This is a genomic window from Oxalobacteraceae bacterium OTU3CINTB1 (genome assembly GCA_024123955.1).
In the GTDB taxonomy this organism is placed as follows: domain Bacteria; phylum Pseudomonadota; class Gammaproteobacteria; order Burkholderiales; family Burkholderiaceae_D; genus Rugamonas.
The window spans coordinates 5224696-5251037 of record CP099652.1 but is presented as its reverse complement, the minus strand read 5'-3'; the positions used below and the strand labels follow the sequence as shown (position 1 = coordinate 5251037).

The window sequence follows — 26342 nt, the reverse complement described above, 5'->3', positions numbered from 1 at the left end:
CTGCCGCTTGCCTCAACAGGAAACCGAGCGGGGCGCGCGCGTGATTGGGGGGAGCATGGTCAGCCGGGCTGAGGCGGGGAGTTGATCGCACGTAATTCCTTATTGATAGAGTTCTATGTACATGATAGAGTTCAATCATTATCTCATTATGCTGGCTCAACCACAATCATGGTTTTTTTTGGGACGAGGGGGCGCCATGAGATCCACGAGGACTAAAGGAGTTGTCATGGAATCCATTACTCGACGCAACCTGTTGATACGTCTGAGCTCTTTGCTGGCTTCAAGCGCATTGCCGTCCCTCGTCACGGCCTCTGGCAGTCGATACCCCGGCGCCACGCCCGACGTTATTGTGATACCGACGAAGGTGTATCCTACGCCAGAAGCGCCGGAAGGGATTTTTCCCGTGACGTATCGCAAGCTGCTTCCAGTGACCGCAGCGCGTGCCCGCTATCCCGGATTCAAGCCTGGAAAATGGACTCTAAAAGCAGGTACCGTAAGGCGGGAGGGCGCGCGGGCGTTACCCGTCGATATTATTTTCGAACGCGACGTGCCCATGAAATTGCGGGACGGTACGACGATTTACACCGATGTATTTCGTCCGGCCAATGACGCAAAAGCACCAGCCATTTTCAGTTGGAGCCCCTATGGCAAGGCGATGGGGGGACAATGGCTGGACGACTTGCCTAACCGCTCGGGTGTTCCGCTTAACCTAGTATCCGAGTTGCAACGTTTCGAGGGCGCTGATCCCGCGTACTGGTGCGCCCATGGGTATGCGGTGGTCAACCCCGATCCACGTGGAGCGCTGAACTCCGAAGGAAATGTTAATTACTGGGGACGACAACTAGCCGAGGACGGATACGATTTCATAGAGTGGATTGCTGCGCAACCGTGGTGTAACGGCAAAGTTGTCATGTCAGGCAATTCATGGCTCGCTGTGTCGCAGTGGTTCATCGCCGCCGAGCGCCCGCCGCACTTGGTCGCCATCGCTCCTTGGGAGGGGCTAATGGATCAGGGGCCAGCTAGCGTGCCGGCACCGGTAATGTTTGGCGAGATAATTATCCAGAGCCTCGCCGGCCAAGGTTATGTTGAAGATCAGCCGAGGATGTTGCTCGACAATCCGTTGATGAACGCCTTCTGGCAAGACCGGCGTGCGCGGGTGGAACGAATTGAGGTCCCAGTCTATGTCGTCGCGAGTTATACCAATATGGCGCATACGGTCGGGACCTTTGACGCATGGCGGCACTTGGGAAGCAGTCACAAATGGCTTCGCGTACACAACACGCAAGAGTGGACGGATTATTACACGCCTGAGAATGTGGAAGATCTTCGGCGGTTCTTCGATTACTATGCAAAGGGCGAGCAGAATGGGTGGATAAATACTGCGCCGGTGCGCATGGCTGTTCTAAATCCGGGCGGCAAGGACATAGTCGGACGCAGTGAGTCGATGTTTCCGCCAGCGCGGGCGATAACCAGGAAGTTATTTCTGCAATCACAGGGCCTGGCGCCAACGGCTGCCCCAAGCGCGAAACAGTCAAAACACTCGGCGGACAATGGCAAAACGGTCTGGTTGCATACTTTTACAGATGATAGCGAAATCAGTGGTTACATGACTTTGCGGCTATGGGTAGAGGCTGACGGCGCGGACGATATGGATATCGCCGTCAGTGTGCGCAAGCGCCCGGGTTTGGCGGCACGCCTCAAGGAGTTACTGCCGGGGGCGCCTGACAGCAATACCTCTACTGGTCTGCTACGCGTATCACTGCGGGAGCTTGATACGCAGCGGTCAACGACGCTCAACCCCGTGCTCGCGATGCGCCGCGAGCTGCGGTTAAAAGCCGGTGACGTTGTGCCGGTTGATATCGCTCTGTCGCCGATGGCAATGCGATACAGCGCAGGTGAAGTACTTGAATTGGCGGTGACGGCGTTTCGCTTTCCGGCCTTTATACCGTTTAGCTTTGGCGAAGCCCCAATTCCCTATCCAGCCGATGGACTGACGTTTGTACCGGGCCATCCAGGTGCGATGCTCAGTCTGGGCGGTCCCAAGGAAGCCATGGCGACACGTATGCAGACCTTGCGCCCTAGAACACGTAACAAAGGCAAGCACATCATCCACTTCGGCGGAACGTACGATAGTCACTTATTATTCTGTGACGTGCCTGATATCCTGAAGTCGTAAGGGGGCTTCGTTTCACAGCGAAACTCAAGACGTAAAAACGGTCAGTTAAAACGGATTTACGCTATGACACGGTAATTGTCGTCCTAGATGGGTATTTCGATGAACGTACCCACCCATTTCGACCTATTGTGCCCGGCTGCGCATGAGATGGTGCTAAGCGGTAAAGTTGTAATTGATGGACGGCACGAAAGGGCGGTGTTTATCTCCTTTCCACCGTCCTGGGCCGTCGGCACGTAATGAATCGCCGTTGAGCCTAATGCGGTGGTTGTGTCGTACGATGCGGCCAAGGATGGTCTATGGCCAGTATGCCATGATGACGTCGCGGATAGATGTATCCCCAATGCTAGATTATGGGTGAACATGAGCCTGGCCTTGTTGACGGCGCGCTCGTTCACGGTATCCACCTCTAAGCGCGCCGCCCAAATCTGGTGAGCTAGAGCGCTAGTCTTGATCCGATGCTGCGCCATTTGGCGAAGGTGGGCGGGCTGTGCATTTGTTGGATATGAGTTTGCCTTGTGCTTACATATTGGCGGATAAAATTTTCCGGGCGGCCTGCAGCTGCGGGTACATGAAACCTGCGCTGGCATTGCAAAAAACAGTGTGCGTCTCGAGGTCGGACCCAACTAACGACCCGCCGCTTATGACATCGTCGATAATCACAAATGGCATGGCCCCCTTAGGCAAATGGGTGTCGAGCCACGCCTCAATTTCCCAAAGGCGGCAACTTCCCTCGTCGCGTGGGCAACACCAGAATTGGTGTAGATTCTCTGCTACAAAATCCAATCCGGTAAGTTGAAATGTGGCACACAGCTGCTCTCTGCTGAGGTGTAGCGTCCATGATGAGCTGACTACGTAATCCGGGCCATACTCGGCGTGCAGCTGTCGGAGATTTTCCACCGCAGCTGCGTGAAAGATATGCTTCCACACTTCATCTGCGTTCACTGTGACGTCGCCAGCAAGTGCAGCCGAGACCTGGCGAGTGTTGAGTGTGCGATCCACACATAGGACGTCGTCAATGTCTAAGAAGACTAACGGCCGTCTTTGCTCAGAAGCAGCCTCCGATTTTAGATTTTGCATGTTTTTCGAATCTCTGTCGTCAAGTTGCAAATTCATCTTTATCTACGCATTGGCCGCTGCTGGAGCGGGCCACCCGAGAATTTCGGCGGTGCGACGGATCACCCATCTCATTTCGGCATTAGATCCCCAGCCTGCCTGGAGCAACTTACTGAGCAGCGATATCAGAATTTCCGACTCAGACATTTGAGAATATTTTGTGTCTCGATTTTTCCGGCACTTCTGTTCCAGTTGCCGCGCGAGGTCCTCGCACATTTCGTAGCGAGCTAGCAGTTCTGCATCTGGAAGTGCTGTCGTGTATGACCCGCTGTGAGCGTCGTAGCGGACCGCTATCTTCGGCTGCGCGCCGGTGAGCGCGGCCACTGGCTGTTCAACCGGGAAGTCTGGCGGGATTGCTATTGGCATTTTCAGCGGTGGCATAAGTATTAGTTTGGAAGCTATTCACCGCTGCGGCGCGGTGGTAAAGGGTCGAGGGGAGAACCAGGTTATCCCAAGCGGCACGATCGATCACTTGGCCTTCCCTGTGAAGTGCCATTGGGTAAAAATTGGAAACAAACGCATGTACCCAAGGCGCTATTCCAAATGGATAGTCCTCCAGGAACAACATAGCATCACTGCCCGTCAGCAGCTTGCTATGAAGCGGTGGTAGCGCCGGACACGCTGCAAACTCGACTGCGTACTGATGATTACACATAAGGCAAAGAGCAGTGATCTGGTTCGGGATGTCCTCGTTCGATTTTTCTAGCGACAGCGGCCACGCGCCTCGGCAGATGGCTCCGTCGGCCATGGCGCGAACGGTGCCCGACGAAGTGCGAATCAAGGTGATCCGAGACATCTCCACAGGCTTAGCGCTGCCGCCGTACGGTGAAACGCCGGCAATACGGATTTCCATCGCTTCGACCGGTGCGCGACCCAGGTGATCGCGGAGGAACTCTCCCTTGTCATTTATGATTCGCGCTATGCAAATGTAGTGCGACTCACTCCACGCCCAGTAATGATCGAGCGATCCGTAGCACGAGCCGCTCGTGGCCTCAACACTGTATTGAATTCGGCCCATGGCTTTAGTGTTTTTGTTTAGGACCGCGATGCCAAATGTCCCGGCAGAGCCGTCGGTGAGTGTGTAGTCAATTTCGAGTTGTAGCATGGAGGTTTACCTATTAAGGGGAAGGTTGAGACGTCGTTGGCTGCGTAGTCCCGGAATGTTATTTTTCCCGGGCGGCCATGGAATCACAATGCTTGGCGTAGTCAAAGGTATTGCGATCAAATGGCTCTATCGAGGCAAAGGGCAATTCGCGGGGCTTTGACTTCGTGTCACGTTCGGGTACGGCGTGTTCGGACAGGAATGTCTCTAAAGTGCCGTCAGCGGCCATGGCCTCGATGTCCTCTAGCGTTGCAGGGGAGCTGCTCTCCGTAGGCTTGCCCTTTGTAATTACTGCTTCGTTATTCGGTTCGTCGTGAGTGCCCATAGTTCCCCTCGTTCGCCTGTGCTGTTCAATTGCGTACCCGGCATCATCAGTGTCGTTAGCGTTGCCTTCACCCAGGAATCAGTTCCAACTAGGTGCACAAGAACAGCTCCCATGCACGTTTTCGCCCCACCAATGTGTCGGCATGCGCTTGCCCCTTTGCTGATTTCATGAATGCACGGAATGCGGCACGCGCATACTCTGGCACGATTGAGGTAACCTCCTTGTGGTGCCCCATTACCTCTGTGTCTATCGTCCGTTCGGGAGCAGGAGGGTAGCTGCTGAAGTCTATCCAGGACGCGTGTTCGAAGGCCAGAAGTTTGAGCGCAACGGCCAGAGGCTGCGCATCTGCGGCCTGTATCTCGATTGGCCAGTCACTAGCTGCTTCGGCGGGATGCGAGATTCTATAAGCCCCCGCTGCGCCGAACTCTCGGCACAGCGACACAGAATGCAATGCAACGTAAGCATCTTCGTTTGAGGCACGGTACTCGATGACTAGCTCTAAGCCCGTCGTGCTTGCATTGATTAGTCCTACCGGGACGCTTACGTGCCATTGTGTGTGAAGAGTATGCAATGCACGCAATGTTAATGCGACAGGGCTTTCCGACCACGCGTGATAATCATTGAGTAGTCCTTTGCAGACGGTCCGGATTTGTCCACAATGGGCAATGCCGTGGGCCACCTCAATCTGCATGCCTGAGATGGTAATTAGAGCGCTGCACACCGGCGTCATCGTTAGTTGCAACGTATGAGAAGGTGCGCCGCTAGCGGAGTAAGTAATTCGTGTGTTAAGCATGTTCGTCAGAGGCCACTCTCAACGCCGCCATTTTCAAATCCTGATTGGAAGTTGAAAGGGGGCGGCGGTGGCGAGGAAGTCCGGGTGAAAAAATTTACGACGTGCGCGAAGTGTACGCCTAGAGCCCTTCTGTTGTAAAGAAATAGTATGTCATGAAATAGTATGTCATGTTTTAGGATATGGTGCTTTTCAATTTTTTGAGTGACCCTCTCGCGCATGAGCGAGAGAACCTGTTTACAAATACCCCTTCGTCTACGTTATGCGATAGTGATCCGAGAGTGGCGAGCACACAAAGGCTTGTCCCTTGCAGAATTCGCTCGTCAGGTTGGGTTGCACCGGCAATATCTATGGACTCTAGAGAAGGGCGCAAGTTACACCTTAGATACCTTGGAATCTATGCTTGTTCAAATTCGAGGTGCACCTTACGAATCTCCTCTACGCAGCCAGGTTGGTGAGCGCATTCGGCAAGTTCGAAAAGGTAAGGGATGGAGCCAAGAGTCGATCTCTGAACGTTGTGGCGTTTCGATATTGCACCTGAGTAGGATGGAGCGCGGCACCACCAACGCGACGCTGGATCTTCTCGACGTCTTAGTGAAAGCCCTGGGTACCACGGGTGAGTTCGCTATCGAAGGGTTAGAAGGAGATGACCTTGAAGTCAGGCTTCTCGCGATAAGTAAGTCCTTTCACAGGTTTCAGATTGAGAGCGAAAGCGGCGAATCCTCCCCTCTAGCCTAAGCGGATAGACTCAATAAGTTGGCTCTAGGGTTTCGCGTGTCCTCCATCTCGCTGAGATTTTTCCATTGGCGCCCCTTTACCAATGCCTGTCCTATGCAACAGAAACTCTGATTTCGTCCGCATTGCACAGGAACGTCGCATCTTGGGCGGCCCTATTTCCGCTTGCGGCCGTCTATGTAAATAAAGGGGGGGGGAGAGTGGGTATTGGAATAGCTTGCATTGGGTGGGGATCGCTCGTCTGGGACCCTAGGAGCCTGCCCGTCGTAGGTGAGTGGAGAGCAGACGGCCCGATGTTGCCGATCGAATTTGCGCGAGAATCAAATGACGGCCGTATCACGCTGGTGCTTTGTGATGGCGTAAAAGCGGTGCAGTCATACTGGTGCTTTCTGGCAGTCGAGGATGTGAGTGCCGCCATGCTGGCGCTGGCTCATCGTGAGGGCATCACTTCGCGGATGGCAAAGGACATAGGTCGCTGGAATTTGGTGGACGATAAGTCTTACGGGTGCTGTGACGCAGAAATCGCCGAATGGGCGAAGACGCGAGGCTTGGATGGAGTTGTCTGGACAAATCTCCCATGCGGATTGCGTAATAGTCGCGGCGTGATGCCGACAGAAGACGCAGTACTAGCACATCTGGCACAGCTAACTGGCGAATCATACGAACGTGCCAAGCGTTATGTGGAGCTGGCGCCGGCGCAAATCGACACGACATATCGACCGCTGATTGTGTCGAGTCTAAATCTCGGAGCGTAAAGGTGACGAAAAGTCTGCTGTGAAAGCTTCACACGGCATCGCCTTTGTTGCACAAATAAACTCAGAGCTTAATCCCTCTCTTCCCAAGCGTAATTAGTCCATGGCTCCGTCGTCGGCACGCCGAGTTGGGTGAAGCCGTTGATACCTGATTCCTGCATCTGCAACTCGGCGTCCTGACTGTCAAACTAGCGTGCCATCAGTCGTTCTCCTAGTAGCGTTAAGCAGCCATTTGGATTTCCGCCAGGCTGCACCGATGGTAGTCGGTTCACTTCCTCCATACCTTGCGACCAGAGCGCCGTATGAGGTGCAGTATCGCGTTGCTCTCTTCAGCCCTAGGTCGGCAGTCAATTCGGGTTTTGCCGTTTTTACGCCTTGGGACGCTGGCGTGTGCGCGAAAGGCGCTCGCCTCACGGCAGGCTTTGTTGTCGTCGGCACCATCGCCTTTCACCCAGCGATGGCTTGGCTTAAGTCAACCTTGTCGAGCAGGCACTGCAGCATGTGCGAATCGCCGGTGGTGTTGTCCGTAACTTCAATAGCCTGATCCGGGATCATGGCGTCGATACTATGGTGCACCTTACGCCACTGACGGCGGAAGTCGGTAACATGCTGCGTTTTCCACGCCCAATCGCCCACATTTTGACACCGGTCCTGTCGACTAGTAAACGCATTTACTAGTCGTTGGGTTGGCTGTAATCGGAACGACGAAATGCTTATTTCGGCACCTCACTGTGCTTCGTCCGGAACTTCGCAATCGAGGCCAGCGAGCTTCAGCAAGCTTTGCATCCTGCCATCTCATCCCACAAAGCCAAGTTCAATAGAGCCTTGATGGTCCGGCAAGATTGGATCGCCGCCTACCTATATTGGTGGCTGAGCTTACGCCTGTAATGGCAGCGCCTTCCCAGCAGAAGCCCTGGTCCAGCCAGATTAGCAGCGAATCACACCCCATTCGCGCCGCGTGAAGCTACTTCCAATTCGTCTTCGATATTTCGGTTTCTCGGTGAACCCATCTAGAGTCCGCCAGCGCCTCGATTTAGGGACGACTCGGGCATTTGTGCAACGAAACCATACATTTACCATCGGAGCGGGGACGATCTGAAGTGTTGAAATGTCACAACAGCTCACCGGCTCCCTCGATCGGCCCAGCGTCGCACTAGATGTTTCCAACCTCCAAGTATATAGTAGGTATTCCTGTCGACAATTGCGACTTATGATGACGTTCCTTCGTAACGCCTGCATCGTCCTCGCCCACCTCGCGCTGCTGGCTTTGGCGCTCTGCGCGCCAGCAACCCGTGCCGAGAATGCCGCCGAACCTTGGTCAGGCATGGCCCATACCGCGTTCCGCCACCAGACCGAGACAGCGTTCAGCTTTGGCACAGTGTTCGCGCAAGACCGGACCGGCTTCATTTGGTTGGGCACCCAAAACGGCCTGGTGCGATGGGACGGCGTGCGCATGCGCCGTTACGTCAGCGATGCCAGTGTCCCGGGTTCCCTGCCCGACAGCTACATCCTTTCGCTGCTGGTGGACCGCGACGGGCGTCTATGGGTCGGCACCAGCAGCGGCGGGTTGGCCCGCTACGATGCCGCGCGCGATGCTTTTGTGACGATTGGCGTAGGCGCCGGAGGATTGAGCCACGCCCGCGCAACGGCGCTGGCCGATGACGGAAGCGGCGGCATATGGGTCGGCACGGCGCGCGGGCTGGAACGCGTCGGCGCGGATGGCCGCGTGTATGCCGCCGCCAGCGGCGCGCCGCAAATTGCCGGCACTGTCCTGCTGAAAGGCGGCATCTCGATGCTGTTGCGCGACCGTGCCGGAACGCTTTGGATCGGCACCCGGCAGGGCCTGTACCAGCGCCGCAGCGGGCGGCTGCCGCTGGAAGCCGTGGCGCTGACAGCGCCCGGCACAGCGGAGCCGGCGATCACTTCGCTGTACCAGGACGGCAGCGGGCGCGTCTGGATTGGCACCCGTGCCCATGGCGCCTTCGCTATCGATGCCCAAGGGCACGCGCACCAAGTGCTGGGCGCCCACCGCCGGCCGGCCGTGCAAGGCGAGCAGATCTTCTCGATGGTCGAAAAACTGCCAGGCATTCTCTGGTTCGGCACCGAGGGAGGCGGCATTGTCGAATTTGATCCGGCGCATGGACAGATACGCCGCATCCGCCATCAGTCCGATGCCACGGACAGTCTGTACGACGACGAGGCGGTCGCCATGTTCCGCGAGCGGTCGGGACAGATCTTCGTTGCCACCTCGCAGGCCATGAGCGTGCACGACCCGCGCCCGCAAGGCTTCCTGACCATTCGCTTCACCGGCACCGACGGGATAAAAATGAGCGCCCACCAAATACTGGTGCGGCCCGACGGCAGGGTTTGGATCGCCACGATTGGCGGCGCCGTCAAAATCGTCGATCCCTTGCACGGCCAGATTGGCGAAATCTTGCCTAGGGCCGATATCACGGGCGGCGGTCTGGCCAAGGGCCGGGTGCAGTCGATGGTGAACGGTCCGGACGGCAGTGTCTACTTGGGCACCCAGCAAGGGCTTTTCGTAAGCGATGGCGACGGCGGCCGTATACGGCGTGTCGCCATACCCACTCGCGCCGACGACGCGCCGGTTGGCGCGCTCGCCTACCGCGACGGCACGCTGTGGGTGGGGGGCCTCGATGGCGTGTGGGTGATGTCGCTGGATCGCGTCGGCGCCAAAGCGCTGCTTCGACATGAAGACACGCTGCTGGGCGATATGCGCGTGAGCGCCATCCTCCCGCTCGACGATGGTTCCGCGTGGATCGGCACCCGCGCCGGCCTGGCGCGCATGCCGGCCGACAACGGCGCGGTCGAGCTGCTGCCCACCGACGCGGGCGACACTACCCGCGTCGCGCCGGGCTATATTTCCTCGCTGGCGCTGGACCGCCAGGGCCGGCTTTGGCTGTCCACCTACGGCAGAGGCGTCGCGATGCTGGAGCGCACCGACGCATCCGGACGTCGCTGGTTCCGCCGCCTCGGCGTATCCGAAGGACTACCCGACAACGGCGTCAACGCGCTCGTGACCGAGCGCGACGGGAGCGTGTGGCTCAGCACCGACAACGGCCTGGCGCGCATCGCGGCGGACACCTTGGCGATACGCAAGCTGGGCGCGTCCGACGGCATGCACATCCCCACCTATTGGTTCGGTTCGCGCGCGCAGGCGTCCAACGGCGACATCCTATTCGGCGGTCTGACCGGCATCACCGTCGTGCGCCCGGCCCGCATGGTGCAGCGCCACGATATCGCGCCGCTGGCGGTCACCGGCATCATGCTCGGTGGGCGCAAGCTGCCCGAAGCCCCCTTCAACCTCGGCGCAAAGGCGCCGTCACCGCTGACGCTGGCGCCGGACGACCGCGAGCGCGGCTTTTCGCTGGAATACACCGCGCTCGATTTCGCCTTTCCGAGGCCTCAGCGCTATAGCTACCGGCTAGCCGGCTTCGATCGCAACTGGATCGACACCGAAAACGCACTGCGCCCGGTCAGCTACACCAACTTAGCGCCGGGTAACTACACGCTTCAGTTGCGCAAAGGCGATGCCGACGGCGCCGCGCCGGTGCGGCTCGACGTGCCGGTGCGCGTGCTGCCCGCCTGGCACCAGCAGGACTGGGTGCGCGCGCTGGCGCTGCTGGCCTTGCTCGGCTTTGTCGTGGGAGTGGTGCAGGCGCGTACCGCGCTGCTGCGCCGTCACAAGCGCGAACTGGAAGCCACGGTGGCTACGCGTACTGCCGAACTGCGCGCCACCCAGACGCACCTTGAAACCATGGCATACAGTGACCCGCTCACCGGCTTGCCCAACCGCCGCTTGTTCACCGACGAAATCCGGCGCATGGCGGTGCAAGCCCAGCGCGATGGCGTGCCGTTCACCTTGTTGCTGATCGACCTGGACCACTTCAAGGAGATCAACGATACATTCGGCCACGATGCCGGCGATGCCCTTTTGGTCGAGGCCGCCGATCGGTTGCGTAGCGCCGTGCGCGAAGGGGATCGCGTAGCGCGCCTGGGTGGCGACGAATTCGCGGTTCTGTTAGCACCCTTTGGCGACACGAACGTCGGCGGGGTGATTTCCCAACGCATCGTCGACGACATGGCGCGGCCGATCATGCACCATGACGTTGCGATGCGCGTGAGCGCAAGCGTCGGCGGCGCCGCCTTCTTCAATCAGCAGGATGTCGACTCGCTGTACAAGGCGGCCGACTTGGCGCTGTACCAGGCTAAGTCGGCCGGACGCAATACTTGGCGCATGGAAGGCGTACCGCGCAAGGCTGACCTGCCTCTTTAAGGTTCTCCAAGTTTCATTTGTATGCCCCCGTAATTTCAAAAGTCTTACTCTAGCTGTCCCTGCTTCTCTCTCTCAGTGCCTTGATTCGGTGACTGCAAAGCGCGACACCCAATATGTACTTTAATCAGTGCAGAGCCTGTGCGAACGCTTGAACATTTTCTGATACATGCTTGTTGTGTTTCAGGGGGGCGATAACGTGACTTTTTTTGGTTGGAGTCGTCATTTTTGCAATAAAAAATTCTTCATCCGTGACATTTCGATAGATTTTCAGCGAATTTACAGTGCAACATCATCCCTAGATGATGGGCAACAGAAATAGGCGGGCGGCTAATTCTTGAGTAGCTGTCGAAATTTTCATATTTGCGAGGAGAGACTGTGTATCAAAGAAAAGATTGGCTCGAAAAGTTCAGGCGCGACGAGATTGTTACGCCGTTGCGCGAGGATCCCAGGACAAAGAATAACGAGATTTTTGGGCACAGCCCAGATTGGAATTTTCGGATTGGTATCGGCGGAGGACAGGCTGATTTCGATGAAGAAGTAGACAATCTTAAGCCTAGGGATCGTGCAATGCTTTATGCCTATTTTAATCAGAAAGCGCACGTTGACGAATTAATTCATGCTTTCAATCAGTTGGTGAGTGGACCTGCCGATATGGCAGGCATTACGGTCTTAGATATCGGCTGCGGGCCATTTACTGCGGGGCTTGCTTTGGCTAACATCGTTGGTCCTCAAGAGTCGTTTATTTATCATGGTATAGACCGATGTAAATCCATGCGAGACGTTGGCTCTATGTTTGCGACAAAAGTTCGTGAGGTGAATGAGACGCATCCTGAGACATGGATTTCGTTTCATGAAAGCCTCAATGATGTGCAATTTGCGAAGCAACCACCTAACAAAATCATTGTTGTTATCCTTTCGTATCTCTTCGCTAGTGCGACTATTGACGTCAATGCTTTGGCAGATGAGATTATTGAGGCTTGTAAGAAGATTGGATGGGGGCCGGTTTTCGTCTTTTATACCAACACGACTCGAGAGGCAGCTGGTGCTAATTTCCCCGCTTTTAGAGACAAGATGATTAGTGAGGGTTTTACAATTGAGGCCGACTGCGTAGAGAATTTCATCGATACCGACAAGCCGCGAAAAATTCATTACGCGTTGTTCGTCAGGCCGGTTATTTCAAAAATTTCAAGTTCGCAATTTCAAATATGAGACTTCCCCGATTTAGAGATGTTATAAAAGAGAAAGATCAGCTCGCAGTGTATGAGCATTCTCCATATGAGTCGATGCTTGTTTCGGGTCCGCCTGGATCTGGCAAAACTTCTATGGCAATCTGGCGAGCGCTAACTTTAACGTCAGAAGAGCACAATTTAAAAGTTATTTTAATAACTAGAGGGCGATTGCTTACTGCAATTGCTAGTCACTTAGGGAAAGAGCAAAGTAAAAAACTCGAAACGAACACGATGCATCGGTTTGTTTCCACAGATTACCGCAACCGCTTCGGATGTGACGTCCCAACACTTCCCTACGGCGGTGGATATTCCTGGGATTGGAATACAATAATTGCGAATTATGAAGGCGCAAACGTCGCGCCTTCGTTAGATCACTTAATTATTGATGAAGGTCAAAATTTGCCCTTAAAATTTTTTGAATGGGCTATGAGATTTGGATCAAAAAAAATATCGATTTTTGCAGATGAGCATCAAACGACTATGAGTGATGGTGCCAGCGTAGGGGAAATTTCGAAGTTGGGATTTCCTAACGTGTTTGTCCTCCTGCATAATCATCGTAATACCGCCAATATTGCGAAGGTTGTTGGGCATTTTCACGTTGACAGGATTGTTCCCCAAGCTATGCCAAGCCGTCTAGCTGGAGATGTTCCCTATGTCTTGACGCTTGATAGCTGGAACTCTTTCGCAGATGCTGTGGCGAATAGGTTTGTTAATCGGCGAGAGTCTGTAGGTGTAATTTGTTTTGCTATTGAAGACGTTGAATCTATGACTCAGCTATTAACGAAAAGATTAAAGGGATACCGAGTCGATTGGTACACAAAGAAACGGGGTAAAGGTGATGAGTTTGGCATACAGATGCGGGATGAGGGGGTAACTGTTCTTTCCGGCGAGTCTGCTATTGGGTTAGAATTTGATACTATGTTCTTGCAGGACCTAGATCGCTCTCTTCCTGCTAACACGCCAATCAAGCGCCGCAGGATGTACATGCTTTGCGCACGGGCTCGCGATACGCTAGTGCTCGTCAATGGCCCCCAGGAACTTAACAAGCAGCAACTAAACTCACTTCCCCAACCCCCTATTCTCACAAGATGAATGATCAATCCCCGAGCCAACTAGAGCTACTCAGCGAACCGAACGATTCCGGCGCTACGCGACGCGACACGAACGTTCTTGCTGTTGGTTTGGACCACCATACATTTTTGAATTCGTTAGTTGAGGATTGGATATTTCCGAACTCTGAAGGATGGGTGCGCGCAGGCATTGACTGCGTTGAGCGGCCACCTAATTCAGAGTTGAAAGTCGTTGTTGTTTGGTTTGATGTAGCTAAGTTGCCGCAAGCTGAAGTCATGGTTTGGCAAGGGTCCTACTGGAGCCCTAAGGCGCTTTCTCGGCTCTCTGATGCAGATAGGATTCTCCGTTGGCCGGGTCCGCTTCCTCTGTTTGCCGCGAAGTACTTTAGCGTAGAGTCAAGTGAGTTTCGATTGCACCTCTTGGGGATGGTGCGGAGATTTTCTGACATGGAGGTACCCCCGCAGCCCGTCGAAGTGAAGATGGTGGCCAAGGTTGAAGAGTGTCCACCGTGCGAGCAGGCCTCGAAAATTGCTCACCCACTAAATTGGGATTACTTGAGAGGGGCTGCGGCCATGGCACTTGGAACGGTTCCCACAATTGGACCTTGGCTGCAAATCCTATGTGAGTCGCTTTCCGGGGGTAAGCGAAGTGATGCGACGAAGTTCGCGCAGGCCCCATGGCTGCGTGCAGCACTATGGTCAGAAGATTGCACACGAGGTGCCTCTCCGCTCTGGGGGGCCATAGTTGATGAGCTGTCGAGTCCGAACATCTACGATGACTGGAGGGCGCAGCGAATTTTGGAGAATGTATGTTTGCGTGCCAGGGAACTAGGCGAGGACGATGCCCTCATCGATAGTCTCATGGATGCGACAATGCTACTGCTTCAGGATCGGGGAACAATTCAAGACCTCGGTATTCATGAAAATATTGTGGCACTGGTGTTTCAGCTTGTGCTATTACGGCCTGACCCAGAACGCTACATGAAATGGAAAGAAGATTGGCGAGCTATTCCGCCCGGAGCGTGGTGGACTGGCGCTATTCTGACTGGCTACGTTGCAGGATATAGCCGCCTGCCGGGTTTGCTCCGTGGAAGCGACACGGAAAGGCGTCATTTGTCCTTGCGGACTTGGAAGCTCGCAAGGCCGGATGGCATCGATTTTTGGGGGAAATTGTGCAAAGACAAAGTATCTTGGAAGCCAGTCGATGAACATGCCCAAATCAACATCGGCAAGGAAAGTCTGTGGTCGCGCCGGATGAGCCAACGGGGTTTATGGTATGAAAACGACCTTTTGGCCTCTGGAATACGGGCTGCTGCGACAGCATTGGCGCGTGAGGTTTGCCCGCATCTTGTGCAGCAAACGTTGACCCTGCCGTCTGGTATTTACAAGTACTCGGGTGAAGGAAAAATTAAGGCAGCCGCAAAACAGGCAGCTTTAAGCGTTGAAGGGTTTGTTGAAATCACTGTTCCTTCAGGGGCTGTAAGCTCGAAATTGGACGTTGATGGATTCCGCTCTTGGCTGACAGTTGCTTCGATTCCCTTTAAGTTACCGAGGCCGGCTCAGAAGCAGAGCGAAAGCGTACGAGGTGAAGAAGAGCATCCGCAAACCTCGTTTCTGGCAACCGAAAGCGTCCGTCGGTCTTCATCGAGTTTGACTGAAGAGAACTCGGTGCCTGCGCTAGACCCGCCTTCTGGGTTGACGATTATTCCCGCCTTCTTGGAGCCAGATGAGGAGTTTGCGCTTTTGGAGGTAATCGACTCAAATCTATGGGATGCAAGTATGGCTCGGCGCGTTCAGCATTACGGGTGGCGTTACGATTACAAAGCCCGCCGTGTGGACCCTAGTGCGTATATGGGGCCGCTGCCAAGTTGGGCTCAGGTGATCGCGCAACGCCTGTACGAGGAAGGTTTGGTTCCAGAAGTGCCTGACCAAGTAATTGTGAATGAGTACACTGGGGGGCAAGGCATTTCTAAACACATTGATTGCCCTTCTTGTTTCAGCGGTCCTGTCGTGACGATAAGCCTTCGCGAGACGTGGGAGATGGTGTTCAGCCGGAAGTTGAAAGGTGAGGAACAGAAGTACCGACAGATGTTGCCTCGTGGTAGCGCTGTGATTCTAGCAGGAGAGGCTCGTAGCAAATGGAGTCATGAAATTGCTAAGAAGCGAGCTGATGCCGGCGTTATTCGGGGTAGGCGAGTCTCAGTGACCTTCCGAAAAGTCTCGACCTGAAATCCTTCCAACGCTTCATGCATGATAGATAAGAAATTTAATACGCAACCTTCGGCGCGCAGCTTCTCAGAGCTTCTTGCCGGGACTAACTGAAGAACATAGTAATGGGGAAAGACGCTGCAATTGAATGGACGCACCACACATTTAATCCCTGGTGGGGGTGCATCCGGGTGTCCGCTGCCTGCGATCATTGCTATGCAGAGACATGGGCCAAGCGATTAGGTGCGGACGTGTGGGGGCCAAAATCTGAACGCCGGTTTTTTTCTGATGCGCATTGGAAGGAGCCGTTGAAGTGGGACGCAGAAGCAGCAGCGGAGGGCGTTCGTAAGCGTGTATTTTGTGCTTCGATGGCGGATGTTTTTGAAAATCGCCCTGACTTGGTTCCTCATCGATTACGCCTGTTAGAATTGATTTCGAAGACTCCTCATCTTGATTGGCTGCTGCTCACTAAGCGCATTCACCTCGTTAGGAAGCAATTGCCTAAAGGGTACGATTTTCCTGCGAATGTTTGGCTGGGTACTACGGTGGAAAACCAGGCAGAGGCTGATAAGCGAATTCGTCATTTGCTGGCTTTTGCAACGCCTGCTGTACGATTTCTGTCATGTGAACCCCTGTTGGGACCAGTCGATATTTCTCCCTTTTTGGAGCGGAATGAAAGCGGGATCCGGGTGGATTGGGTGATCGCTGGAGGAGAGTCTGGGCATGGGGCTCGGCCAATGGAGCCGCAGTGGCCTGATGCATTACGCAAGCAGTGTGGCGCCGCAAAGGTGGCATTTCACTTCAAGCAGTGGGGCCATTGGGCGCCAGTGGAGCATGCGGCAGACTCCATGACGAAGAGGACTGTAATCCACATTGTTCGCCATGACGACAAGGAAATTAAGCTTGCTGCCGTGGGCAAAGGAAAGGCCGGACGAGTCCTTTCCGGCAAACACTGGGATCAATTTCCGAAGGTTCAGAAGAGTAAATAACGAGTAGCCACCTTAAAGGACTTCACTTGGCGCAGGGGAAGCATTACGACTGGAGAAATGGCCCGGCAGAGCTAGATGCTCATAGCCTCACTAAGCATGAGGTCCTTGTGGGTTATTTGATTCGGTATTTTGAGCAGCGGACATTGAAGTCTAGGGCGATGGATCGATTCCGTCTGACGTTGGTTGACGGCTTTTGTGGTGGCGGGCTCTACCGGATTCGCGGAACATCGGAAATGGCGTGGGGTTCTCCAATAAGGATGATTAAGGCGGTGGAGGAGGCCGAATTTGCCATCAATCGCGACCGGACGAAGAAGCTGAAATTGGATGTGCAGTACATCTTCATCGATAAAGACAAGCACGCCATCAATCATCTGTCGAAGGTATTAGGTGAAGAGGGATACGGCGCACAGATCGGGAAGAGCATTCACTTGATTTGCGAAGAGTTTGGTGTGGCTGCCTCAGCGACGATCGCCAGTGTTTCGCGCCATACACCCAAAGCGTATCGAGCGCTATTCTTTCTGGATCAGTATGGTTATATGGAGGTGCCCGCGCCGCTGATCAAAGAGATTTTTACGGGCCTGCCAAATAGTGAGGTCGTTCTGACCTTTCATGTTTCGTCATTTGCCACCTATACGAACGACGAGTTTACTGATCACGTAAGCAAGGCGTTGGCGATCGATATTCGTACCGCGCTTAGGGGGCAGTCTGTAGAGGATATAAAAGCGAACGATGCAGACTGGCGTCGATTTATCCAGGGGGCCCTGTACCAAGCACTCGTGAAGAATTGCGGAGCTAAATTCTTTACCCCGTTTTTTATTCGGGGACAAGGAAACGGACATGGTGAATATTGGCTTGTGCATTTGGCTCAGCACCACAGAGCTCAGGATGTGATGAAGCAAGTCCATTGGAAGTTCCAAAATCACTTTGTGCATTACGGTGGCGCTGGATTGGATATGTTGTCTCCGCAGACGATGGGCTTCAGACAGGAATTCGATGGTGGGTTCCAATTCGACGATGTCGCAAGGGCCGCGACCAAGATTTCGCTTGTAGAGCAACTAGCCGAGAACATTGTGGCTAGGCCTGGCCCTCTGACGATCGCAGAGCTATTCTCTTCGACATGCAATACCTCCCCAGCTACAGCTGAGATGTACCACGATGCACTGGCCATGCTCGCCGCAGAGAAGGAAATCATCATAACGACTCAAAAGGGAAAACGCCAAAGGCATTCACGCTACATGGGCGATAGCGACCTTATTGAGCGCTCCGGTCAGGTCAAGTTGTTCTAGCATTTAAAGGCTATATGACATTCACTTTATCTTACGACAATGATCCGTTCCCATTGCTCTCTATTGAGCGAGGCAGAAATGGTGACGGCGTCGGCGATTGGGTTCCGTCTCAGAAGCACACATTCCTAGCCAAGTATATCGAGGGAACGCGAGAGGCTCGCAAGAAGTTCAATAGCAGGGTGTTTGTTGACCTTTTCTGCGGCCCCGGCCGTATTCAGGTTAAGGGCGAGAGCATTAGTCGCCACGGCGGCTCGCTCATCGCTTGGCAGCACTCTCGGTTGGGTAGGGCGGATTTCACTTCTTGCTTAGTTGGTGATTTGGATGCGGAGCGCGCGAGAGCATGTGAGGCTAGGTTGCGATATTTTGGTGCGCCAGTCGAAGCTTTGACAGGACCGGCAGATGAAACAGTCGATGATGTCCTAAAAGCTGTCCCCAGTGGTGCCCTGTGTCTTGCGTACCTTGACCCATATAACTTGCAATACTTGGATTTTGGTGTGATAGAAAAGCTCGCTAAATTGCAGTATGTGGACTTCGCGGTTCATTTCAGTACGATGGATTTGCGCCGGAATGTTCTCATGGAGTTCAATCCGGAGCGGGCTCGTTTCGACCGGACGGCCCCTGGCTGGCGCGATCATATAGATCCTGCCACGTTTGTCAGCGGCCACGCTGATGAGGCGTTCTTCGACTACTGGTGCGGGCTAGTCGCGGCGCTCGGGTTCACAATTAGTCAAAGAATGCCGCTAGTCCGCGACAATGCAAATCGCCCTCTTTACCACTTGGTATTCTTTAGTCGACATCCGCTCCCTAATCGCATCTGGGGCGATGTCGCACAAGGGAAGAATCGCGAGTTTAACTTTGGCTAGCGGAGACCGGCCCGCGTACAACGCCTAGCTCTAAGCACATCGCGTCTATTTGGCTTCCTGCCGCCATGTCGTCGGTGCTACAACAAAGGGTTGCCTCTAGTTTGTCATCCTCGTCGACCGTCACTTCGAAAGATCTGTTTTTTGCGAGGGTTTGCCAGCGGTAAAGCACGGACAGCGCATTCGTACTCGGCCGGTTTGCGTTTAAGAAGCCGGCAGGTGTACGATGGTTTCGGGTGAATCGCCAAGTTGAAATTGATATCATGAAAATTAGCTCCTACGTTAAACGAAGTGCGCGCTCGCGCAGCACCAGCGAAAAATTTTGATTTGCTTGAGCATGTTAGTCGGTGACGAACGCTAGGGTTTGGCAGTGGAGGGGACAGTCTGTGCCTTTTCCTTGCCTTCTTGCGCGGCAGCAGAAGAAGCCTGTTTTTCAAGTTCCTGTTTCGCCGCACCGGTAGATATCGGCAGCGAAGTGTGGGCATTTGCCGCAGCTGGAACCTGAACCTTTGCCTTTCCCCCAGCTTCGACAGGCGCCTCGGTATTCGCATCAGTTGACGCCGTTGCAGAGGCGGCAGCGGCCCAATCGCAAAAGATTGCTACAGCCAGCAATGCCACTGCAACCCCGCCAACGCATGCTGTTATTTTAAATGTCCTCTCCGCGTGCGCGGTCGGGGTCGCAACCATCGACTTGTACTCTTCTGGCGGTAAAAACCGATACAAGCGAGACTGCCACTGCCGTCTGATGTTTCGTTGTAGACGTATGAAGTCGTATCCTGAAAAAATTATCGCTGTAACGTACAACACGACGATGACCATGACAGTTATGAGAAGCCAGCGTGGTGTAGATGTCGAGAGACGAGCGGCGATGAGACCAAATCCTAGCGCTAGCGCTCCCGCAACAGCCGCTGCGACTTGCCTTGTACCTTCTGTGACCTTCGAGGTATCTTCTGTTACGGATTTTCGGAGGTCCGCTAGGCTTTTTAGCGTGTCCTTTCCCACCTCGGAAATCGACATTTGGTAGGCGATTTTGGCACCATCGAGTGCGGGCATGATATTCCTACCGAACAGAAGCAACTCGCTATCGCCTGCGCCATTTGACCGCGCAATTTCGCAGGCAAAAAGTATATGGCGAACCTCCGCTTCACGTTCGTTCTCAAAAACCCAAGCTGTCGCGAGGTGCAAGGCTGCGAAGCCGTCAGACCCGAGTTCGTCGAAGTATTTGTTCGGCTGATCGTGTAGTTTAAATGTAAGGCGTGGCGGACCTTTGAACTTCAGTTCGCCGCTTTCACTATCAATATCGTCCGCCAAGGAGCGCATGCATGCTGCAATGCTGGCGTTTGCCCATAGGACCGCTGCTGCTGATTGGGGGACGAAACTTGAGTCAACCAATGTCCAAGGCGCCACAGTTGGAGGCACAATTCGATTGCCGCTGGCCTCGCGTACGAGAGACCGGGGGCTTTTCTTCCTCACCGCGAGCGGGGCTGACGCCTTGTCAGCCCAGCTCGTGTATGTTCGTCCTTCAGTGAAGATCGACGCACCGAGCAAGGCGATGCGCCAAACCGCTGCTGGGTTTTCGGTTCTAAGAAAAGCAGAAAATGCCGTGTTCGTAAGAACGAGTAGTTCGCTCGCAGAGACGGCAGGTTTTGCAAACGTTATGCGGTAAGGAGCATACGCCTCCACAAGATCAAGGCTCGACCAGTCTTCGTTGGCGCCATCGTAGACAAGCGCTATTAAGCCGGCCTGCGAAATCAGAGCTCGCAGCTCGTTCGCTGACGGCAGGCTCAGCTGAGACAACGTGACGCGCTCGGGCGTCTCAGCGACGAACGCTTCGTCGGCGGCCACTAGCCTGTCAATCACGGCGGCGAGCTTAATTTCCGACAACTGAATCCTCCGTCACCTTCTCTGTTTCGATCGTAATCGTCTCCCCACCACGATCGGTTTTTTTCCTCAGTACGGTAACTGCCCCGTCTTGTTCAGGGTAGGTGATCGTGACGCCCTCTACAGTTCTAACTTTGCGAATGGTAGGGCGCTTGAGGATTCGAGGGTTGGGCTTGAAGCCGAGTCCATCGAGTCTTGCGCCGCGAATCTTCCTCGCGGTGACGGTACGCAGGCGGGACTGTACAGTTTCATCTTGCGGATTCCCCGCAGCTGCCAAGACAGCATCAATAATCGCTTCTTCATTTATTTCCTGCCGATCGCGCAAAACGTTTTTGGCGATACCGTACGCCAGCGCGACATTCTTGTTCGGCAGATGCTCCTTGTTTTCACCTAACAAGTTGCGAACCAGGTCAACGGTTTTTTGGTTGAGCTCTTCGTCGCTAAGGCTCCTTGTAGCATCAAGGAACGTCGCGAAGTAGTCGCCGATGGCCGGTGCTTGCTTCATCCTATCGGTTGTCGAAATGACGGTCTCAGCTACCCCATCCTTGACCCTTATGATCGCTGATTTTTGTATCGCCTTTTTGTCAGCAATAAATGCATGGACAATGCGTCTCAACAGCCCATGTTCCCCATCGGGCTGTTCAATGGCTTCGCGATAGTCGTACTTGATAAGGCTATACAGTTTTGTATTCTTATCCTTGACCGACAGTTCGAACATGAAGAGCGCTCCATCACTGCTGGTCTTAACGTGAAGCTTTGAAAACTCTCGGGCCAAATTTTGCGCACCGTCTTCGAAAGAAATCTCGCTGGTAAACATGCGCTGCACTTCCGCCTTTGTCAGCGACGTCTCCGCAAAGCTGTACACGGGCGACGCATCAGTGTTTCCAATGCGGGCTAGGAAGAACTGCTCGTGCTCCACCGCCCTGGCCGGCGCCGGATTGAACTCACCGCCACCAACAACGTGGAGGATCATGTTTGTAATTTTGAGCGATCCTAATTCGTCATCCGTGAAAAAACCCAAGCTTCGCTCCTTAATAGCGTGACCAGACAATCCTCTAGGCACAGAATATAGCCGATAAGTCGCCTCAAGAAGTGCGTATTTTGTAACCGCTTGGCAATTTTTCTTTGTGCGGGAAGCAGGTGAGTCTCCTTGTCATTACCCACCAGTTAAACACTTGCCGGTCTCGCTCGGGCTATATACCTGGTGTAGCCTCACGGCGGCACTTGATGAGTGACAAAGGCCCAACGTTGCCTGTAGAATCCAGCGCTTAAGTGAACGGTGTCCCGCCATCAACCGATGGCGGGGTGAAACGGGAAGCCGGTGACGCGCGGGATATTCATCCCCGCCATTCCGGCGCAGCCCCCGCTGCTGTAAGCCTGACGAGCCGGTTCAACGCCACTGCCTGAATTAATGGGGCGGGAAGGCAGGAACCGGGGAGGACGACGGCGAGCCAGAAGACCGGCCGGTCACGATCATTGTGCAAAGACCCGGGGTGTGGTCTTGCCTATTGGACGCTCTAGCTTTTTCAGACCTGGGATTATTTTTTGCGGTGGATGTGCCGTGTGCTTTGTCGCGCGCGTACTTACATGTCTCCGTTGGTGCGTCTGCACGACCAGTCCTGGACCGGCGAGCGTCTGTCACCTCGTCGAAAGATAGAAATGAACAAACGTATGCAGAACTGCCGTTGGCAGAGGACCGCCTTGGCCGCTGGCGCTCTGGGATTTGCCATTGGTGCCGAAAGCGCGGCCCAAGAGCAGTCCCTCACCACAGTGGAGATCACCGAATCACGTTACCTGGCTGGCAGTGGCCTGTCGCTTGACGAGCGAAACGGCACCGGCTCGCGGCTGGGATTGACGGCACGCGAAACGCCTGCGAGCGTGAGCGCGCTTGGCAGTACTGATATCGCCGAGCGCAGCCTTACGCGAGCCCAAGACGTGGCCATCCGAATGCCCGGCATCAGCGAAGCACCATCGCCTGGCAATGGCGGTACCAGCCTGTCCGTGCGCGGGTTCGGAGGACATAATTCCGTCGCTCAGCTAGTTGATGGGACCCGCCTGGTCGTTGCAGCCGGCACCATCACTTATCCCTTCTCCACCTGGCCGCTGGCATCGGTGGAAGTATTGCGCGGCCCTGCATCGGTACTGTACGGCGACGGTGCCATTGGCGCGGCCATTAACTATGTCACCAGGCAGCCGCGCTTCGACCGCAGCCGCCGCGAAGCCTTTTTCGGCATCGGTTCATTCGATACCGTACAAAGCGGTATCGGCGTCAGCGGTCCTGCCAGCGACAGTGTGGCCTACTCCTTGTACGTGGATGGGGAAAAGAGCAATGGCTACCGTCGCGACAACGGCTACGAGCGCCAGAACGTTTCGGCAGCGCTGGCATGGCGCATCAACCCGGACCTGAAGGCGACGGTGTCGCTCGACGCAGGTCACAACGACGACGCGCGCTACTTTGGAACGCCGCTGCGCAGCAGGCAGCTGGACCCTGGCCTGCGCCGCACTAGCTTTAACGTCGATGATGCATTGGTGCGCTACAACGACCGGATCGGACGACTGCGACTTGAGTATCGTGCAGCGCCAGGTATGCTGCTGCGCAATGAAAGTTATTATCTCACCAGCAACCGCCACTGGCGCAACGCTGAGACGTACACGCTGAACGCCACTGGCACGCTCGTCAATCGCAGCGACTACCTGGAAATCCTGCACGACCAGGAACAGGCTGGCAACCGCTTCGACGCCGTCATCGATGGCCGCATCGCAGGTCTCACGAACCGGACAGTGATTGGTTTCGAGTGGTACCGCACACGTCTCATTCACAGCAATAATTCACCCTACGGCGGCGCCAGCGTCATCGATCCGAAAGATTTTGAGCCAGGCAACTTCATCAGCCCTGTTGCGACCACGCCTGGCCGTCGAGCCGAGCTGGCAAACCGCGCTTTCTTCGCCGAGAATGTGCTCGATGTCGCCACGCACTGGAAATTGATTGTCGGACTACGTCGCGACGCGATGGATTTCGACAATAGGGACCTGCGTACCAGGATCGTACTGGGCAAGAACTATGCGCCGGTTACTGGCCGTGTAGGCACGATATGGATGCCGACCGCTGAGCTGTCCCTGTATGGCCAGTTCGGCACCGCGACCGATCCGCTAAGCGGCGCGCTCGCGCTGCCGAATGGGTCGGTCAGTTTCGATCTGACTCGTGGGCGGCAACTGGAATTCGGCGCCAAAGGAGGTTTGTCGGCAGTGAAGGGCGAATGGACGGTCGCTGTTTACCGAATCGAGAAACGCAATTTGCTGTCGCGCGATCCGGACAATCCAGGGGTGGCACAGCAAATCGGCCAGCAGTCCTCCACCGGTCTTGAAGTGGCTTTTGCCGCCGAACCGGTGCGAGGCTGGACGATCGATGCCAATGCAGCTGTGCTCCGTGCACGCTACGACGATTTTAAAGAGATCGTCAACGGCCAGCCAGTCTCGCGTGACGGCAACACACCGGCCGGTGTGCCGGAACGCACCGCAAGCCTCTGGAGCCGCTATCGGTTCCTGCCGCAGTGGGATGCGGGCATGGGCGCGCGCTATGTCGACATGCGCCAGTCGAATGTGGCCAATACGGCGAACCTGCCCGCCTACACCGTGCTCGATGCATCGCTGGCATGGCGTCAGTCCGAGGCCTTGACGTTGACGCTGGCCGTGAAGAACCTGGCCAACCGCGACTATGCGCTCTCAGGCGCCGGAGGCGTGCGATGGCTGCTGGGTGCACCGCGTACTGTCCAGCTGACCGCCCGCACCACTTTCTGATCGCGCCATGAAAAAAGCGCTGATCTTCCTGCACAAGTGGCTGGGCGTTGGCCTGGCGTTGTTGTTCCTGATGTGGTTTGTCAGCGGTATCGTCATGTATTACGTGCCATTCCCTACGCTGGCGACAGGTGAACGTCTCGCTGGCATGCAGCCGCTACAGCTCGCTGGCACTTGCTGTGTAGGCGCGCAAGATGCAGCGGCAAGTGCCACCATTGAGTTCACCGAGGCGCGCCTTGGCATGCACGGCCCTTTGCCGGTCTGGCGCCTGCTGGGCAGCAATAAGCGCTGGCTTACTGTCGATGCAGGAAGCGGCGCCGCGCTCGCAGCATTGACCGACGCGCAAGCTGCGCAGGTCGCTGAACGCTTTAGCGGACGTCGCGCGCTGGCGACGGAACGCTTGGAACGCGATCAGTGGACTGTGGCGCAGGGCTACAACCCGCACCGCCCGCTGGTACGTGTGACGATGGACGGGCCGGACGGCCTGGAACTCTATGTATCGCCGGGCGCCGCCGAAGTGGTGCTCGATACGCGCCGCGCCGAGCGCTTTTGGAACTGGGTCGGGGCCGTGCCGCACTGGCTGTATTTTACTCAGCTGCGGCGCTGGCCCGATCTATGGCATAACGTCGTGGTATGGCTTTCGCTGCCTGGCGTGGTGTTGGCTGTGACCGGCGTCGCTTTGGGCATCTGGCAGCTGTATCTCAATCGTAACCGGCGGATCCCCTACCGTAAGTTCTGGATGCGCTGGCACCACATGCTTGGGCTTTCCGCCAGTTTGATCAGCGTGACTTGGATACTGTCCGGATTGCTGTCGATGAACCCCTTTGGTATATTCTCGCCGCGCGGCGCCACGCCGGCGGAGAGCGCCAGCTGGAAGGGGCAACAAGCGCTGATCATGGTCAACGCCGCTCGTGCGCTCACATTGGCGACGATCGACGCACCACGAGAGGTTGACCTGGTGCAGCTGCGTGGGCAGGCCTGGTATCGCGTACGCGGCGGGGCCGGGCCTGCAGACCAGGTACTGGTCAGCGCCAGTGGCGCGATAGAAGCTTCGCTTGCTGCATTGCCGGACGCGTCGATAACCGATGCACTTCATTTGCTGCGGTTGGAAGAAGCGGGTACGCCGGTTCTGGAACGACTGGCGCAGTACGACGACTTGTACTACTCACAGAAGCCGGCGGGAGTGGCCGGGACGTTTAGCCGGCCGTTGCCAGTCTGGCGTGCCAGCTGGTCTGATGGCGTCCGGATCTATGCGGATCCTGCATCGGCGCGTCTGCTGCTGCGTGCCGACGCGCGCACGCCGTGGCAGCGCGTCCTCTACAACGGCCTGCATAGCCTTGACTTCGGGCCGCTCTTGGCGCGGCCATTGCTGCGAGCGACAATGGTCTTGGGGCTTTGTGCGATCGGACTGTTGTTGTGCCTCACTGGCTGCGTGCTGGCCTGGCGTGTACTTAGCCCATCTCGACGTGCTCACAAAAAATGACAAGCCCATGGGAGGTCAGACCATGAGCACCCGGATTCGCAGCGTCTGGCGGGCGGCATCGCTGTTCGGGCGGAGCCTTTAATAATTTTCTTGCATACAGACTCAGGCAAAAATCGCCCAGAGCTTGTACTCGCCCCGAGTGCATTCGGTTTCACATTCATCAAAAAAAATAAACAGCTGTGCGAAATATATTTTTTTTCAATCTAGCCCGCACCGCTAGCTGCATATACCCAATATAACGTATGACAATT

General features: G+C 55.4%; 16 protein-coding genes, 2 pseudogenes and 1 riboswitch. Of the genes and pseudogenes, 12 read left to right on the top strand and 6 right to left on the bottom strand.

All coding sequences use genetic code 11. The features are described from left to right. The first annotated feature begins 226 nt into the window (after positions 1-226). On the top strand, positions 227-2176 hold the full coding sequence (locus NHH73_22690; protein ID USX25378.1) for a CocE/NonD family hydrolase: 1950 nt from the start codon (positions 227-229) through the stop codon (positions 2174-2176). Between the two features lie 519 nt (positions 2177-2695). Here the strand turns inward: NHH73_22690 and NHH73_22685 are convergent. The 3 genes from NHH73_22685 to NHH73_22675 form a co-directional block, all read right to left on the bottom strand. Further along, positions 2696-3289 (bottom strand): HAD domain-containing protein, encoded by a 594-nt coding sequence (locus NHH73_22685; protein ID USX25377.1) that lies wholly within the window; start codon positions 3287-3289, stop codon positions 2696-2698. 331 nt (positions 3290-3620) lie between these two features. Beyond that, positions 3621-4394 (bottom strand): hypothetical protein, encoded by a 774-nt coding sequence (locus tag NHH73_22680; protein USX25376.1) that lies wholly within the window; start codon positions 4392-4394, stop codon positions 3621-3623. 58 nt (positions 4395-4452) lie between these two features. Next, on the bottom strand, positions 4453-4716 hold the full coding sequence (locus tag NHH73_22675; protein ID USX25375.1) for a hypothetical protein: 264 nt from the start codon (positions 4714-4716) through the stop codon (positions 4453-4455). Between the two features lie 1818 nt (positions 4717-6534). Here NHH73_22675 and NHH73_22670 point away from each other — a divergent pair. Continuing rightward, positions 6535-6996 (top strand): hypothetical protein, encoded by a 462-nt coding sequence (locus NHH73_22670; protein USX25374.1) that lies wholly within the window; start codon positions 6535-6537, stop codon positions 6994-6996. A 68-nt stretch (positions 6997-7064) separates the two neighbouring features. Here the strand turns inward: NHH73_22670 and NHH73_22665 are convergent. Continuing rightward, positions 7065-7981: pseudogene (locus NHH73_22665) on the bottom strand (IS5 family transposase). An 804-nt stretch (positions 7982-8785) separates the two neighbouring features. On the opposite strand from NHH73_22665, the pseudogene NHH73_22660 reads away from it, so the two are divergent. The 8 genes and pseudogenes from NHH73_22660 to NHH73_22625 all read left to right on the top strand — a co-directional run bounded on the left by NHH73_22660 (position 8786) and on the right by NHH73_22625 (position 18935). Next, positions 8786-10495 (top strand): annotated as a pseudogene (locus NHH73_22660) (hypothetical protein). A 276-nt stretch (positions 10496-10771) separates the two neighbouring features. After that, complete coding sequence (locus tag NHH73_22655) at positions 10772-11290, top strand: GGDEF domain-containing protein (protein ID USX29682.1); 519 nt, start codon at positions 10772-10774, stop codon at positions 11288-11290. 375 nt (positions 11291-11665) lie between these two features. Beyond that, positions 11666-12499: a hypothetical protein gene (locus NHH73_22650; GenBank protein USX25373.1), complete on the top strand. Its 834-nt coding sequence runs from the start codon at positions 11666-11668 to the stop codon at positions 12497-12499. Beyond that, positions 12496-13611 carry a hypothetical protein gene (locus tag NHH73_22645; GenBank protein USX25372.1) on the top strand — a complete coding sequence of 372 codons (1116 nt, stop codon included), beginning with the start codon at positions 12496-12498 and terminating at the stop codon, positions 13609-13611. The genes NHH73_22650 and NHH73_22645 overlap by 4 nt, the downstream gene beginning before the upstream one ends. Positions 13612-14450: 839 nt before the next feature. Next, positions 14451-15818, top strand: coding sequence for an alpha-ketoglutarate-dependent dioxygenase AlkB (locus NHH73_22640; GenBank protein USX25371.1), 1368 nt, complete (start codon positions 14451-14453; stop codon positions 15816-15818). Positions 15819-15922: 104 nt separating this feature from the next. Then, positions 15923-16786: a phage Gp37/Gp68 family protein gene (locus NHH73_22635; protein USX25370.1), complete on the top strand. Its 864-nt coding sequence runs from the start codon at positions 15923-15925 to the stop codon at positions 16784-16786. Positions 16787-16812: 26 nt separating this feature from the next. Further along, positions 16813-18072, top strand: a complete 1260-nt coding sequence (locus NHH73_22630) for a three-Cys-motif partner protein TcmP (GenBank protein ID USX25369.1) — start codon at positions 16813-16815, stop codon at positions 18070-18072. 14 nt (positions 18073-18086) lie between these two features. Continuing rightward, a complete protein-coding gene (locus NHH73_22625; protein USX25368.1) occupies positions 18087-18935 on the top strand; it encodes a three-Cys-motif partner protein TcmP in 849 nt (282 codons plus the stop codon). 354 nt (positions 18936-19289) lie between these two features. Here NHH73_22625 and NHH73_22620 read toward each other — a convergent pair whose 3' ends face one another. Both NHH73_22620 and NHH73_22615 read right to left on the bottom strand, forming a co-directional pair. Next, a complete protein-coding gene (locus tag NHH73_22620; GenBank protein ID USX25367.1) occupies positions 19290-20816 on the bottom strand; it encodes a hypothetical protein in 1527 nt (508 codons plus the stop codon). Next, entirely contained in the window at positions 20803-21834 is a 1032-nt protein-coding gene (locus NHH73_22615; protein USX25366.1) for a nucleoid-associated protein, read from the bottom strand. Before NHH73_22615 ends, NHH73_22620 begins: the two co-directional genes overlap by 14 nt. A gap of 239 nt (positions 21835-22073) precedes the next feature. Beyond that, positions 22074-22296: riboswitch (cobalamin riboswitch) on the top strand. Positions 22297-22472: 176 nt separating this feature from the next. Between NHH73_22615 and NHH73_22610 the strand changes: the two genes are divergently transcribed. Together NHH73_22610 and NHH73_22605 are read left to right on the top strand one after the other, a co-directional pair. Beyond that, positions 22473-24611, top strand: coding sequence for a TonB-dependent siderophore receptor (locus NHH73_22610; GenBank protein USX25365.1), 2139 nt, complete (start codon positions 22473-22475; stop codon positions 24609-24611). Positions 24612-24618: 7 nt separating this feature from the next. Continuing rightward, a complete protein-coding gene (locus tag NHH73_22605) occupies positions 24619-26091 on the top strand; it encodes a PepSY domain-containing protein (protein USX25364.1) in 1473 nt (490 codons plus the stop codon). Positions 26092-26342 lie beyond the last annotated feature (251 nt).

Excerpts from the sequence above, each read along its gene's own strand:
- NHH73_22680 (USX25376.1), bottom strand. The coding sequence starts at position 4,394 with ATGCTACAACTCGAAATTGACTACACACTCACCGACGGCTCTGCCGGG.
- NHH73_22625 (USX25368.1), top strand. The coding sequence starts at position 18,087 with ATGACATTCACTTTATCTTACGACAATGATCCGTTCCCATTGCTCTCT.
- NHH73_22610 (USX25365.1), top strand. The coding sequence starts at position 22,473 with ATGAACAAACGTATGCAGAACTGCCGTTGGCAGAGGACCGCCTTGGCC.
- NHH73_22655 (USX29682.1), top strand. The coding sequence starts at position 10,772 with ATGGCATACAGTGACCCGCTCACCGGCTTGCCCAACCGCCGCTTGTTC.
- NHH73_22605 (USX25364.1), top strand. The coding sequence starts at position 24,619 with ATGAAAAAAGCGCTGATCTTCCTGCACAAGTGGCTGGGCGTTGGCCTG.
- NHH73_22640 (USX25371.1), top strand. The coding sequence starts at position 14,451 with ATGGATGCGACAATGCTACTGCTTCAGGATCGGGGAACAATTCAAGAC.
- NHH73_22690 (USX25378.1), top strand. The coding sequence starts at position 227 with ATGGAATCCATTACTCGACGCAACCTGTTGATACGTCTGAGCTCTTTG.
- NHH73_22675 (USX25375.1), bottom strand. The coding sequence starts at position 4,716 with ATGGGCACTCACGACGAACCGAATAACGAAGCAGTAATTACAAAGGGC.
- NHH73_22685 (USX25377.1), bottom strand. The coding sequence starts at position 3,289 with ATGAATTTGCAACTTGACGACAGAGATTCGAAAAACATGCAAAATCTA.
- NHH73_22645 (USX25372.1), top strand. The coding sequence starts at position 12,496 with ATGAGACTTCCCCGATTTAGAGATGTTATAAAAGAGAAAGATCAGCTC.
- NHH73_22670 (USX25374.1), top strand. The coding sequence starts at position 6,535 with ATGTTGCCGATCGAATTTGCGCGAGAATCAAATGACGGCCGTATCACG.
- NHH73_22635 (USX25370.1), top strand. The coding sequence starts at position 15,923 with ATGGGGAAAGACGCTGCAATTGAATGGACGCACCACACATTTAATCCC.